Annotated in this window: 14 protein-coding genes and 1 pseudogene; 9 read left to right on the top strand and 6 right to left on the bottom strand. The window is 59.3% G+C overall.

The genetic code is table 11. The features are described from left to right. Positions 1-359: 359 nt before the first annotated feature. The 7 genes from WDJ60_RS18365 to WDJ60_RS18335 all read left to right on the top strand — a co-directional run bounded on the left by WDJ60_RS18365 (position 360) and on the right by WDJ60_RS18335 (position 6,456). Positions 360-686, top strand: a complete 327-nt coding sequence (locus tag WDJ60_RS18365; RefSeq protein WP_340102198.1) for a hypothetical protein — start codon at positions 360-362, stop codon at positions 684-686. A 100-nt stretch (positions 687-786) separates the two neighbouring features. Then, a complete protein-coding gene (locus WDJ60_RS18360) occupies positions 787-1,290 on the top strand; it encodes a DUF1269 domain-containing protein (RefSeq protein WP_340102197.1) in 504 nt (167 codons plus the stop codon). Between the two features lie 101 nt (positions 1,291-1,391). Then, on the top strand, positions 1,392-2,732 hold the full coding sequence (locus tag WDJ60_RS18355) for a TIGR00341 family protein (RefSeq protein WP_340102196.1): 1,341 nt from the start codon (positions 1,392-1,394) through the stop codon (positions 2,730-2,732). Next, positions 2,729-4,387, top strand: coding sequence for an MFS transporter (locus WDJ60_RS18350; RefSeq protein ID WP_340102195.1), 1,659 nt, complete (start codon positions 2,729-2,731; stop codon positions 4,385-4,387). Before WDJ60_RS18355 ends, WDJ60_RS18350 begins: the two co-directional genes overlap by 4 nt. A 60-nt stretch (positions 4,388-4,447) precedes the next feature. Further along, the gene (locus WDJ60_RS18345; protein WP_340102194.1) at positions 4,448-5,332 is read left to right on the top strand and encodes a mechanosensitive ion channel family protein; all 885 of its coding nucleotides are present in this window, start codon (positions 4,448-4,450) and stop codon (positions 5,330-5,332) included. A gap of 368 nt (positions 5,333-5,700) precedes the next feature. Next, complete coding sequence (locus WDJ60_RS18340; RefSeq protein WP_340102193.1) at positions 5,701-5,919, top strand: hypothetical protein; 219 nt, start codon at positions 5,701-5,703, stop codon at positions 5,917-5,919. 192 nt (positions 5,920-6,111) lie between these two features. Next, positions 6,112-6,456 (top strand): DUF7344 domain-containing protein, encoded by a 345-nt coding sequence (locus tag WDJ60_RS18335; RefSeq protein WP_340102192.1) that lies wholly within the window; start codon positions 6,112-6,114, stop codon positions 6,454-6,456. Position 6,457: 1 nt separating this feature from the next. Here WDJ60_RS18335 and WDJ60_RS18330 read toward each other — a convergent pair whose 3' ends face one another. The 5 genes from WDJ60_RS18330 to WDJ60_RS18310 all read right to left on the bottom strand — a co-directional run bounded on the left by WDJ60_RS18330 (position 6,458) and on the right by WDJ60_RS18310 (position 11,798). Beyond that, on the bottom strand, positions 6,458-7,126 hold the full coding sequence (locus WDJ60_RS18330; RefSeq protein ID WP_340102191.1) for a DUF2238 domain-containing protein: 669 nt from the start codon (positions 7,124-7,126) through the stop codon (positions 6,458-6,460). After that, positions 7,123-7,728, bottom strand: coding sequence for a hypothetical protein (locus WDJ60_RS18325; protein ID WP_340102190.1), 606 nt, complete (start codon positions 7,726-7,728; stop codon positions 7,123-7,125). Before WDJ60_RS18325 ends, WDJ60_RS18330 begins: the two co-directional genes overlap by 4 nt. Positions 7,729-8,125: 397 nt before the next feature. Continuing rightward, positions 8,126-8,707 carry an HdeD family acid-resistance protein gene (locus WDJ60_RS18320; protein ID WP_340102189.1) on the bottom strand — a complete coding sequence of 194 codons (582 nt, stop codon included), beginning with the start codon at positions 8,705-8,707 and terminating at the stop codon, positions 8,126-8,128. Positions 8,708-9,391: 684 nt separating this feature from the next. Further along, positions 9,392-10,681 carry an MFS transporter gene (locus tag WDJ60_RS18315; protein WP_340102188.1) on the bottom strand — a complete coding sequence of 430 codons (1,290 nt, stop codon included), beginning with the start codon at positions 10,679-10,681 and terminating at the stop codon, positions 9,392-9,394. Between the two features lie 4 nt (positions 10,682-10,685). After that, positions 10,686-11,798, bottom strand: a complete 1,113-nt coding sequence (locus tag WDJ60_RS18310) for an MBL fold metallo-hydrolase (protein ID WP_340102187.1) — start codon at positions 11,796-11,798, stop codon at positions 10,686-10,688. A 104-nt stretch (positions 11,799-11,902) separates the two neighbouring features. On the opposite strand from WDJ60_RS18310, the pseudogene WDJ60_RS18305 reads away from it, so the two are divergent. Further along, a pseudogene (locus tag WDJ60_RS18305) lies at positions 11,903-12,373 on the top strand (helix-turn-helix domain-containing protein); the annotation flags it as partial. Between the two features lie 33 nt (positions 12,374-12,406). On the opposite strand, the gene WDJ60_RS18300 reads toward WDJ60_RS18305, so the two are convergent. Further along, positions 12,407-12,730, bottom strand: coding sequence for a DsrE family protein (locus tag WDJ60_RS18300; RefSeq protein ID WP_340102184.1), 324 nt, complete (start codon positions 12,728-12,730; stop codon positions 12,407-12,409). Between the two features lie 52 nt (positions 12,731-12,782). On the opposite strand from WDJ60_RS18300, the gene WDJ60_RS18295 reads away from it, so the two are divergent. Continuing rightward, positions 12,783-13,076, top strand: coding sequence for a phosphorylase family protein (locus WDJ60_RS18295; protein ID WP_340102199.1), 294 nt, complete (start codon positions 12,783-12,785; stop codon positions 13,074-13,076). Positions 13,077-13,222 lie beyond the last annotated feature (146 nt).

Genomic DNA, 13,222 nt, shown 5'->3' with positions numbered 1-13,222 from the left:
CGGGTCAGTCAAGCCGTCATCGGCGTGCAAGAGACACCGTGCACGCGTGAGTTCCCGCGTCTTGTATGTGCCAGCCGAAAGCATCGCGTTCAGTTCCGCTCGTTCATCGGCAGACAGATCGACAGAGTACTGTTGAGTTCGTGGCATGGTCTACTTCAGAAGATTTCTGAACACTCTCTAGAGGCGCTCTACGTAGATAAAGCTAGCAGTTCAGGACTGAAGCCGCACTAGTAGTTTCTCGCCCGGTAGTGTTCTGGGCGACACCTTCAACCTCACCGCTATAATCCGGTGTATGATGGCTTCTATAGCCGTATCTGGACAATTCGAGTATAACACAATCGAACTGAATATCAAGCTGAATGCTAACGACATTATCGATAATCTCAGCAGGTGGGTGTTTCAGACCTCCGTGTGATTACGATGATCGCCGGGTAAAGGTCTACTTCGGGCCGTCACGAAAGGTTGAGGTGACGAAGGAGGTGCTGGCGGAGTTCATCATTGAAGAGATGTCTCTCGAACAGTCTGATGGTGGACCGAAGTGGACTGAGAGTGTGGCCGAACTCATCAAACTTGGGATGGAAGCGTTCGAGGAAGCCACTTCGAAACCAGTACACAGCGAGATAGCCTTCCCCTTCCGAGTCGATGACCCCTTTGTCGAGATCCTAAGACCACGGAGATCGGACTGATCTCTCTCCTGGATCCTGCTGCAGGACGCGCAGAGAGGTAAGGGAATCTTTCGGTCTAATGTTAGCATCTAACTAAGTCATCTGGCAGTCCACTTGAGGTATGAGTTCACTTGTTGTACTCAGATTCGGCGACATAGACGGCGCTGAAGCCATGCGCGACAGGATGTACGACCTACAGAAGCGGGAGCTGATCAAGCTCGAGGACGCAGCAGTCGTCGTCCGGAATAAAAAAGGGCGTGCGAAGGTCAAGCAGGCGCACAGCCTCGTCGGTGCGGGCGCTCTGGGCGGCGCTTTCTGGGGGATGCTCATTGGGTTGCTGTTTTTCGCCCCGTGGCTCGGCCTGTTGGCCGGCGCCGCTGGCGGCGCACTCTCCGGGAAACTCGGCGACTTCGGCATCGACGACGACTTTATTAATGAGGTACGGGACGCGATCGAGCCCGGAAACTCTGCGCTCTTCCTGCTCGCACGGGAAGGCAATATAGAGCGCATCAAGCAAGAATTGTCGGACTTCGAGTACGACTTCGAAATCATCGATACGAACCTCTCCCCGGAAGACGACGAGCGCCTCCGCGAGACCTTCGCCGCCGAGGAAGTCGCCGGGTGAATCCATTGGAACCCCGTCGCCGACGAAAGCCGAGTTAACGGAGCGGAAACCGCACCCTCTGGTCGTCTGGAACGCTCGGACGACCGGTCACTCAGTATCACATGCGACTCGTCCAAGTTCTCATCCCCAAGGGAACCCGATCGGCCGTCCTCGACACGCTCGACGACCAGGGTATCGATTACGCCGTGTTCGACGAGGTCGGCCGTGGTGACTTCGAGGCGATGGTTCAGTTTCCCGTCCCGCCGAGCGGCGTCGAACCGGTGATGGACGAACTGATCGAGGCCGGTATCCAGGAGGACGCATACACCATCGTCCTCTCGACCGAGACCGTCGTCTCACAGCGTCTGACCGCACTCGTCGAACGGTTTCCCGGCCTCCGGATCTCGCGCGAGGAGTTGTACGCACGGGCGCAGGATCTCGCCCCGGCGAACTCCACCTTCTTCGCGTTTCTCCTCCTGAGCACCGTCATCGCGACGACGGGCCTGCTACTCGACTCCGCGGCGACGATCATCGGCGCGATGGTCGTCGCGCCGCTGATGGGGCCTGCCGTCTCCGCCTCCGTCGGGACGATCCTCGACGATCCGGGGATGACCAAACGCGGCGTCAGACTGCAGGTCGTCGGGCTCGTCGCTGCCATCGCGACGGCGGCGGTCATGGGGTGGCTCCTCCGGCAGACCGTTCTCGTCCCGCCGGGACTCGATATCCGGACCATCCCCCAGATCGCCGAGCGGACGAGCCCGAACTTCCTGTCGCTCTTTCTCGCGCTCGGATCGGGGATCGCCGGGTCGCTCAGCATCATGCGTGGCTCCGGGTCGACCCTCGTCGGCGTCGCCATCGCCGTCGCGCTCGTTCCACCCGCCGCGACCTCGGGTCTCGGTATCGCGTTCGGCTTACCGGGGGTCTCAATCGCGGGCGCCGTGCTCGTCGTCGTGAACCTGCTCGCGATCAACGTCTCCGCCCTGACTCTGTTCTGGGTAGCAGGGTTCAAGCCACTCGACGCAGGCGCGTTCGAGGGCGTTCGCGCCTCGATCGTCTCTCGCATCGTCGTGATCGCGGTCGCCATCGCACTGCTTTCGATCGTCCTCGGTGCGGTTACCTGGACGACGTTTCAGACGCAGGCCTTCGAGCAGCAGACACGGACTGAACTCCAGCAGCAGTTCGACGAGGCAGACATCGAGGGGGTCGAACTCGTTTCGGTGACCGCCGACTACGAACCGATCGATCTGCTCCTCGGAAACGAACCGCGGGTGAACGTCCTCGTCGGCGTTCCACGGGACCAAGAGGTACCACCGGACCTCGCTCAACGCTGGGACGACCAGTTAACTGCGGAGTTCGACCGGGACATCGTCGTTCGCGTCGGGTTTATCGAGACACAAGTGTCCGACGGGAGAACACGGGAACAACGACCCGAGCGACTGGTCTCTCCTGGGGTGTCTCGATGAGTTCTGATGCGGAAGAACCCGGGGACGGAGTCGATACCCCGGACCGACAGCAGGGGACGTTGTCATACTGGGGGCCGGCCATCGCAGTGAGTCTGGCGATGTTCATCGCGGTCATCGATTCGACACTGATGAACGTCGCTATCCCGGCAATCGTGTCAGACCTGGACACCACCGTCTCCGTCGTTCAGGGCGCGATAGCGGTCTACTCGCTCGTGATGGCGGCGCTGATGCTCCCCGGCGGGAAGCTCCCGTCGATATTCGGCGTTCGGCGGCTCATGCAGGGGACGCTTGTCGTCTACGCCGCTGGTTCGCTGCTGGCGGCCGTCAGTTGGAGCCCCGCCGTCCTGTACTTCGGCTGGTCCCTCGTCGAAGGTGCTGCGGCCGCCGTGTTGATGCCGCTGACGTTCACTGTACTCATCGTCACCTACGATGGGAAAGACCGCGCGAGGGCCCTCGGGGTGCTGGCGGGCGTGAGCGCGGCGGGCGCGGCCGTCGGGCCGATATTCGGTGGGGCGTTGACGACGTTCGCGAGCTGGCGGTGGGGGTTCGCCCTCGAGGCGGTCGTCGTCGCCGTCGCGCTGGTGTTCGTTCGCTACGTGAGCGCCGCCCCGCTGACGTCTGATCCTGACCCACTCGACGTTGGAGGGACTGTGCTCTCCGTCGTCGGCGCGACGTCGCTCGTTGTCGGCTTCCTCCTCGCCGGCAAGTTCGGGTGGCTGGTCGCGACCCGGCCGTTCGTCGCCTTCGGCGTCCAGTTCAACCCCTTCGGGACGTCGCCAGCGTTGTGGACCATCGGCTTGGGCCTGCTCGCGTTCGCCGCATTCGTCCAGTACGAGTACCGCCTCGAGCGGGCTGGCCGCTCGCCGCTCGTCCCGATGGGAATGCTCTCGAACCGCACCTTCACCGCGGGCTCGCTGACCTTCGGCGCTCGGGCGCTCGTCATGGCAGGATTCATCTTCATCATCCCGGTGTACCTCCAGTCCGGGCTCGGCTACACCGCCTTCAAGGCCGGAGTCGCGATGCTTCCGTTCTCCATCGGGACGCTCCTTGTCTCGACGTTCACCACTGGCTGGCGCGCGTACGTGGCGCCAAAGACCCTCGTCCAGGTCGGGGCTGTGCTGATGGGCGTCGGCCTCCTGTTGCTATTCCAGGACACGAATCCGAACCAGACGGTGGGGAGCATGGCCGTCCCGATGGCAGTCGTTGGCGTCGGCATCGGGCTCATGACGCCCCAACTCGTCAATTCGACGCTGTCAGCGGTCCCGGAGGCGAACTCCTCGGAGGCCTCGGGCGTCATGAACGCGACTGGAATGCTTGCGTACGCGCTCGGGACTGCCGTCGTCGGCGCCTTCCTGCTCGGGGAGTTCTACCGTGGCGTGATAGACGGCACGTTCCGGGCGACCGGCGCCGCAGTGTCGGTGCCCCAACGCGACGAACTCGCTCTGGCACTGCAACAGGCCGCAGAGACGGTGACCGAGGCCACCAGGCAGGCGTTTCTCGCCGGATTGAGCCCCACAGAGCAGGAACTGCTCGAAGGGGTCTTCGAGGCCGCCATGGTGAGTGCACAGCGGGCGACGTTGCTCCTCCTCGTCGTATTCGCGTCGCTCACGCTCGTTGTTTCGGCGTTCTTACCACGCAACCCCGGGAATCCATGACACGCCCCCGCCTGTACGCTGGTAATTACTTAGCGCCACCAGCACCACCCGGTAGATGGTATGTTACCATTACAGCAGGGACTACCGATCGACGTCCAGCAGTACGTTCCACTACTCACCAACATCATAGCGACGATTCTGACGTTCACCATCGTGTTCGTCGTCGTCTACCGGGTCGGGCGCTCCGTCTCGACTCGGGCGATAGACAGCACCCTGCAACGTCGGGGCTTCGACGAGACGCTCATCAGCTTCGCCGTGAGTATGACGGTCATCGTGACGACTGTGTTCGCAATCGCAATCGCTGCAACGATAGCAGGGTTCGGGACCATACTCACCGCGTTTGCAACTCTGGGTGGCGCGATTACGCTTGCGGTCGGCTTCGCTGCACAGGACCTCATCGCGAACTTCGTTGCCGGTGTGTTCATCATTCAGGACAAACCATTCGCAGTCGGCGACTGGATCGAGTGGGACGGAAAAGACGGCGTGGTTCGGGAGATTCAGATGCGGGTAACGAGACTAGACACGTTCGACAACGAACTGGTGACGGTCCCGAACAGCGACCTCGCCAATGCGGCAGTCGTCAACAACGACGCGAACGACCGGCGCCGAGTGTCAGTTGGTTTCGGTATCGGCTACGATGACGACATCGACCGGGCACGCAACACCATCGTCGAGGAAGGTGCTCGTATCGACGGAGTCCTCGAGTACCCGGAACCGACAGCACCCGTCGTGGAACTGGGCGATTCAGCGGTCGTCCTCTCGGGAAGAATCTGGATCGATCCGTCGGAGAGCAGCTACGGGGTAATCCGTTCGCAGTTTGTCGAAGCGGTCAAAGAGCGCTTCGACGTCGAGGGTATCGACATCCCGTATCACAATACGGAACTCTCGGGGGGTATCGAGGTCACGAACGCCTCTCCCGTAGAGGAAGCTACGACTGGAGACTGACGGAGAGGTGCTTCAACACACCCGTTCCGGGTTCGTCGCGCCATCACCGGGTAGATAGGTCGAAATCACTCACGGGATTACAGCCAGCAATATGACTCGACCCAGAGCGGTCGTGCGGACGGCCGGCTCAGTTCTTGTTCGGTTACGTACCGGATGGACCCCCACGAAATCGATAGTGGTTGCGTTCGATTCGGCATTGTGCGACTGAAGCAGCCGATGGGTGCGTCCGCTCACGTGCCGCCAGCGGCGGTGTTCGTTCGAAGCGAGACTCGTGGACAGCGAACTTTAAATACGCAAGACGGCTGTGGGATATACACGGCCGCCGGCAGTCATAGGTTCCTATCCTGCAGGTCGCGCCCAGTACGACAATGACCACATCGAACGACGGAAATTCAGACTCTTCCTCCGAAACCTTCGAGCGAGCCCTCGCGACGCTGTTGAGGGACTCTTTCGCAGCGGGCACCGAGATCGAAGACACATGGGAGATCACCTCTCCATCGGATCTGGTGCCGGACTGGCGGGTCGTCATCGAGAAAACCAGTGGCGCTGTCCCGCCCGATAACGGCGGCGACTTCGTCGACGAGTGATGCTCTCTGTCGGAACCCCATCAGGTAGCGTATCTGTACTTGGCTCGAATATACCCTCTACACGTAACGTTAGCGGCGTGATGTGGTACATACAATTAAGATACCTTTCCCCCGAGAGTCTGGTGTACTTCCCATAGCCATACCAACAAGACCAGTCGGAGAGTCGAACCGAACAGGGAAGTAAGAACTCTGATGACAATCAAAACCGACGATAACACTGCGGGGGATATCGACGCCGAACAGACTGTGTCAGCGCTGTTCAAGCTGCTGTCCCACCACCGCCGCCGAATCGCCGTTCAGTATCTCGCCACCCAGGCCGGCACTACCTCGGTGAGCGACGTAGCCGACCAGATCGCTCTCCTCGAAGGTGAGCACACCCACGACCGCTACGAGCGCATCTGCACGAGTCTCATCCACATTCATCTTCCGATGCTGGCCGACGGCGGCGCCATCGAGTACGATTCCGACCAGGAGGTCGTCGAGCTGCGTGATCAGGCTGCGGACATGCTCCCGTATCTGAAACTCGCCGACACCTGAATTAGCCCTTCGTCTCCTCAGACTCGAATCGGCCCCGCAATTGGTCGGAGATGCCAGTCAGGTACGTCGTCCCGAAGATAGCGACCAGCAGGCCACCAATGGTGTTGTAGACGAGGTCGAGGACGGTGTCCTCGAGACCGTACTGGGTAAGCACCTGCGGAATGCCGAACAACCCGGCGCCGACGGCGATGTAGAACTCGATGAGTTCCCAGAACACACCGAAAGCCATCACGAACACCAGCAGGTACGCGAAGGTGAACTTCGGTCCCAGGTGGATGTATTCTGTGTGTTCTTGGAAGGCCCGCGTCACCGCGTAGGCCGATCCGACAACCAGCGACGAGGACAGCGCGTGGGTCATATGATCCCACCACCACGTCGAGCCGTACAGAGTCGCGAAGTCAGGACCGAGGAGTGGCACCGTCCCGAGCGCGTGGAGGAACATCGCCAGCGCGATCCAGAGGACGAGTGCCACGTCCATGACAATCCCGTATCTACGCTCCAGCACCGCCGGTAGCTGCGTGACGAGGAGTCCAACTGCGGCATTGAATGCAACTCCGATGTTACCGGAGTACAGCCCGATACCGAGAATGACGACCATCACCGTCTGGAGACCCCTGACGAGTACCGCTTGTGTGCGTTCGGAAACGTGTACGCGACTCTGGAAACTCATAGGGCACTCACCCCCTCACCGCCGAGATAGTCGAGATTCGCTCGAAGGCGCCGACGGAAGTATAGTCGAAAGAGACCGCCGGCGACGAATCCTGCCACGGTCGCGGCGGTGAATATCGCCATCAGGTCGTCGTTGGTCTCGACGAAGGTCGTTCCGAGATACTGGGCCGAAGCAGCCGATCCCGCCGCCCAGAAGCCCGCAGTCGCCATCGTGGTGAGTACCACGAAAACCACGGCGAAGTTAGGCGTCATGCGCACCAATCCTGCCGACTGGAGCGCGACGACCACAAGCATCCCCAGCGCGGTGACGCTGAGGCTGGTGACGAAGCCGGCGAAAAAACTGGCTTCGATGGCCCCGACGGACAGGGGAATTGTACAGACCAGCAGGAGCGGCCATGGCACCGTCCGGGTCCACGTTCTAGCAGCGAATGCTGGCGCGATAGCGACGAACGCCGAAACAGCCGCAAGTGCCATGTGGACGAGCAGGAAATTCAGGAGCGCGGTTATCGCCACGACGACGAGAGCGCCGACGAGCAACCACGCGATGGCTGCGTTGATCCGACTGTCTCTGACAAACCACTCTTCAGGTAGTTGTTGGCTCATGCTCGATTCCACTCCCTAAGGCGCCAGTCGTGTTGCGTGCCGAGGAGCGAGGCAGCTTCGCCCAACGCCTGTGGAGCAGTCCCTAACAGGCAGCGAGTCTCGACAGCGTTTGCTGCTGTCCAACCATCGGGCGGGCGAGAGTGGAGTAGAACCCGTGCATTACCACGTGGAGCGGCAGATTGAATGGAAATCCCTTCGATCGATTCGACGCCGTTCGTTGGGCTTCGATGTCTCCGGGAGTGACGGCTCCGCGGAGGTACCCCTCGGTTTCGGCCGAGAGAGTGATTCGAATGACCTCCGATTCGAGTTGTTTTATTCTTTTCAGACGTCTGGCGAATCCGCCTGAACCCTGGGCCGACCAGACTCTGGTCGTTACAGGCCAGCGTAACTTTCAGGTTCATCCTTGGCTCCCCTGTGCGATGTCTTGCGCAATTGACTCGCGGGTTTCGCGTCCAAGGAGGACTATCGAAACGCCGGTCACGAACAGATTCACACCGAGGAGGACGCCGATGGCCCATATCGCGCTGGTCGGGAAGCCGAGCCAGAGGAAACCGGCCAGCAGGAGGGAGATGCCACCGCTGACGAGAAGCCACATGGCTCCGGGCTGTCCGCGGCTCTGCAGCCCCCACGCGATCTCGATGAGGCCGTCAAGGAGAAAGAAACCGATGGCCAGCAGGGTCAACGTCGCCAGTCCGACGACTGGGTTCGCGATGAACGCAATTCCCGAGAAGACGTAGAGGACGGCGAGTATCACTTGCCCGAGTACGGTTCTGAAATTTCCCGCGGAGAAGGCGTGCGAGACGTGTACGAGCGCCCCGATAATTAGAATTGCACCGAGCAAAATGGCTACCGAGAGCCCCGTGACGAACGGAAAGACCACTGCGAGAAATCCGAGTATCGCGATACTCAATCCGGCGACCATCGCGGCGCGGCTTCCAGAAGCGTTCGGTTCGATTTCGGAACTTGTGCTAGAAACCATGGTTCTCAGTCCTCTTACGCCGGTTCAGATAATGAAGAGTAGAGATTGTTCAGCCGAATCTGTCCTCCGGTTGGAGGCCACTATGACTCGGTAAGTGACTCCGAGAAAGCAGTTCTGATTGCCAATCCAACACTCACCCAACTGCGTGTCGCCGCCGTCTGAGCGCTAGTTTCGAGTTAGATGGATTGTGTCGGTTGTAGATTGGACTGAGATGTGCCATTCCTCTGAGAGTCGTTCATTCGCAGAAAGAAACCGATAGAGTAGTTGGATGTAAATCTCCGGTAATGACCGATTCCTTTTGCTATCCGCCGGTCGAAGACATCCTCGACATCCACGAGGACATTGTCTCGGAGTACCCAGACACTATAGTAGCCACTGAAAGCCATTGCACATACGACCGTACGATGGCGGTGCGGTCGGTGTGTAAACCGTTTCAGTTGTTATTTCAATCAGAGTCTATCGTTGAATGAGATTTACCCGTAGTAGCCTCTCTTCCTCGCCGGATCTCGGAAACTGCCGATGGTGACGAGCCTTGAATGGGGTCTGTCGGGAGTACTGCCATCTGTCAGGTTCGGATGACCGTACTGTATACACCGCGCATACTCAGCAGACAGTAGTCTGAGATCTGTCCGTATTGAGGGCAAAAATCTGATACGGTCACTATCAAAAAGAATGCCTGCTGAACTAGTCTTGAGTAACTGTCTTGGTCGGTTGCTCTGCCGCAGGTGCAGGCGGTTCGTGTGTCCCGAAGTCGGGATGCGTTTCTTCCATCCAGACGTACACGACTGCACCGGAGACGAACATCAGGATTGCAGTCATGTAGAACGCTGCTTCAGCGTTCACGAACTCCATCGAGAGTCCAATCAGGATTGCGCCGACAGCATACCCGGAGTCACGCCACATCCGGTAGACGCCCATCCCAGCCGACCGCCACGTCGGGTGGGCGGCGTCGCTCGGCACAGTCATCAGGTTCGGATACAGTAACGCCATCCCGAGACCGGAGATAGCGGCCAGGACAGCCCAAGCGAGGTACCCCTCGACGAGAACCATTCCGAGGACACCGGCTCCTGCGAGGAACATCCCCCAAATGACAGGCGGACGGCGACCGATACGGTCAGCGAGCCCACCGGTCGCAATCTGGAGGAAGTACATCGCGCTGTGGACGCCGACGACGACTCCGACTGCCGCGATGCCGAGCCCCTGGCTGACCAGATACAGCGGGACGGCGATCCAGAACAGCGTGTCCACAAAGTTCTCGATGTGGCCGGCCTGAGCCGCAGCGAACAGCGTCCTGTCACCGTAGGTCGCTCGCTTCACTACCTCGTTGAACGGCAGGTTCGCGTCGTGGTGGTCGTCGTCTCCCTCGGCTTGGGCGTACTGGACGGTTTCCTTGATCAGGAAGATGGAGATGAGGAACGCCAGCACGACGACGACGGCGAGGAAGTAGAACGGTTCGGGTCGGAGACTCCACTGACCGGCGATAACGCCCGTAAGCCATGCCCCGACGGCAACGCCAGTGTACCCGAACGACTCGTCGATGCCGACCGCGAGCCCGCGCTGGTCGGGCCCCGCGAGGTCGATTTTGGCGTTGATCGCCATACTCCAGGTCAGCGCCTGGTTGATGCCGAGGAGTATGTTCCCGACCGTGATCCAGCCCCAGCTGGGAGCGAAGATGAGAATGAGCGGCAAGGGGAGTGCCGTCGCCCACCCGGCGATGAGTACTGGCTTGCGACCGTATTCTTCACCCCACTTGCCAGCGTAGAGATTGAGGATAGACTTCACGATCCCGAACGAGACGACGAACGAACCGATAACCAAGAAAGACTTGACGCCGAGTACCTCTTCTCCCAGAACAGGGACGACGGTCCGTTCGGATCCAATAGTTAGGCCAGTGGCGAACACCAGCAGGACGTGTAGCGAGAACTGCCCGAGGTGCTCTCGAATACCTTGTTTGAGCACAGTAGCCGTGTTCATGGATTCACTCCGCCGCGCAGTTGTTGGGGCCGAGTTCCAGTTCAGCCAGTTCGTCAGCCGGGACAGATTCCTGCCCGACGTTCGTTCGCTTGACACGCTCGAAGTTCGGCGGGTGATCCGGGATGTCCGAAGCGAGTTCGTTGACGAACTCCTCGCGGTTGCGGCCGAGATCCTCATTTCGGTCTTTGACTTCCTGAAGGGTCGCGGTCACAGGCGGTTCAGGCGAGCCAGGATCGTGTGCTGGCAACACAACTGCATCGTCCGGCCTGTCCAGCAACCGCTGGAGGCTTTCGTAGAGCGTTGCGGCGTTCTGCTCGACGTCGGAGTCTTCGATTCCTGCATCGACGCCGAGTTCGACACGCCCCACGCTCTCGTGGAAGAGCGTATCGCCCGTTATCAGCGCAGCGCCGTCAATGTCGAACGAGACACTCCCTTCGCTGTGCCCCGGTGTGTGGATAACCTCGATATCGAGGCTGCCGACCGCCACAGTCTGTCCATCCGCGAGTGCCGTCGCGTCGATGGCAAGCGCGTCTTTCGGATGGAGGTAGTATGGGACGCCGTGTCGGTCGGCGAGTTCCCCAGCGCCGGAGACGTGGTCGGCGTGGGCGTGCGTATCGAAGACGCCAACCAATTCGGCATCGTATTCATCCAGAATCGAGTCGTACTCGTCAAGATAGTGCGACGGGTCGAAGACTGCGGCTTCACCGTCCGAGATGAGGACATGCGAGAGGCAGCCCTTCCCCGGACGTGCGACCTGAATAAGCGTGCCATCGAGACCCACTGCCACTTTCGCGTGTCGGTGAACCCGACTCCAGCCGTTCATCCCGTCCGTGAGCGTCACTGCGTCGTAGTCCAACTCTTGGAGCACTTCCGTCGCAGTCTCCGAGACGACACCTGCGGCACAGATAGTCACGATCTGATCTTCATTTGGGAGATCCGAGAGGGGTTCCTTGGTCTGTTCTGGGTTTTCAGTTAATTTGTCGTAGACATCGACGTTGATACTACCCGGGATATGCCACTCCTCGAAATCCTCTTCGTGGCGAATATCGAGAACAAGCGGATCCCCGTCACCATTTTGTAACTGTTCGCTGAGTTCTTCCGGCGATATCTCCTGCATCGGTACTTCCGAATAGCGGGTATATTTGTATATAGGTACTGCCGGACATGACCGGCACTAATTATCATAAAAATCTCAATATTATTAGTATGAGTATGTACTACCGCATCGAGGAACACAACTGCCTGTATCAGTCGCCGACGATTTACCGGCAGGGTTGAGAGCACTACACCGTGGTTGCATTCGACAGTGCGGACATCCGGGAACTGGTCGGTGATCTGCGAGCCGACAGAGAGATTGAACTGCTCTCGAAAACCTCCATTTTGGAGACGCAGATCCCCCACAGTATGCTTGCTCCGGCGAATCAACTGTTCGAGAACATCACTGACCGGCAGTTCGCAGCACTCCAATTAGCACTGGAAAGTGGGTACTACAAGCAACCGCGGAAAACCTCGCTTCGGGACTTGGCCGATCAGAGGGCAGTCGCACGCTCGACATACGAAGAACACCTTCGAAAGGCGGAGAACAAACTCCTCACGAACGCAGGACAGTTCCCGCGACTAATCACCGCGACATCGACGGCTGACCCGCTGCAAGTGGACAAGACACGGCAGGCTGAACAGCCTGCCGACTAGGCTGCCAACGTCTGTCGTGGGTTGAGCGTTTAGTTATCCGATCGTGAGCACCTTCTCGGCGTCTTCCACGAGCTGTAGGCAATCGCTCATCGTCGCCCGAGGTCTGAGCTCGTCCGATTCAAGGTCGCGAGAGTCAAGACACGTCCCACAGGCAGAGAGTGCGCCTCCGTTCTGGGTGTATCTGAGCATTACACCGTGAGGATTGAATTTCTTGTGCTCGAGGTCCGGTGCCTCGACACCATCTCCTAGGAGGAAGGTTTCGACCGTGTGATCTGCATCGAGCGCTGTGTTTGCAAGACGGAATGCGTTCCAGACGCGCTCAGGGTCGTTAGTCTCCAGAATGATTCCGAGATTCATACAGGAAATACGGTAGTTGGTGACTTGACTCCCGGTGGTAATTCTCCAATGGATGGAACCCGACCACGAATTATCTGGGGCAACGTGGACGACGGACGCCCCGTTTCGGGAGACGGAGACTGCAATTGAACGTGCGAGGTCAGAAGAAATCCTTGCTGTCGAAATGGAGGCGGCTGCACTGTACACGTTCGCGGAGGTTCGAGAAGTGCCAGTCGTTTGCTTCGCGCATGTGACAAACCAGATGGGGCAGACTGAGGAAGATTTCGAGAAAGGGGAAGCAGATGGAAGTCAAGACGCGTTAGAGTTGATTGACGCAGCTGCCACCGCCTGGCGGTCTTTCAATTGAGGAGGACACTGTCTAGTTCCTTGACTTCGCACGTTAGACGAAGATACCCTCGATTTCTTGCATTAGCTCGTCGGTGCTTCGGTTCGGGCTGTTCAATGCCCAGGAGATGAGGTTTTCGACGCCTTCGCGGAATGATCGTTTGATAT

The sequence above is a fragment of the Salinibaculum salinum genome, assembly GCF_037645885.1.
GTDB lineage: Archaea > Halobacteriota > Halobacteria > Halobacteriales > Haloarculaceae > Salinibaculum > Salinibaculum salinum.
The sequence above is the reverse complement of the archived record's forward strand: the minus strand, read 5'-3'. Positions and strand labels throughout refer to the sequence as shown.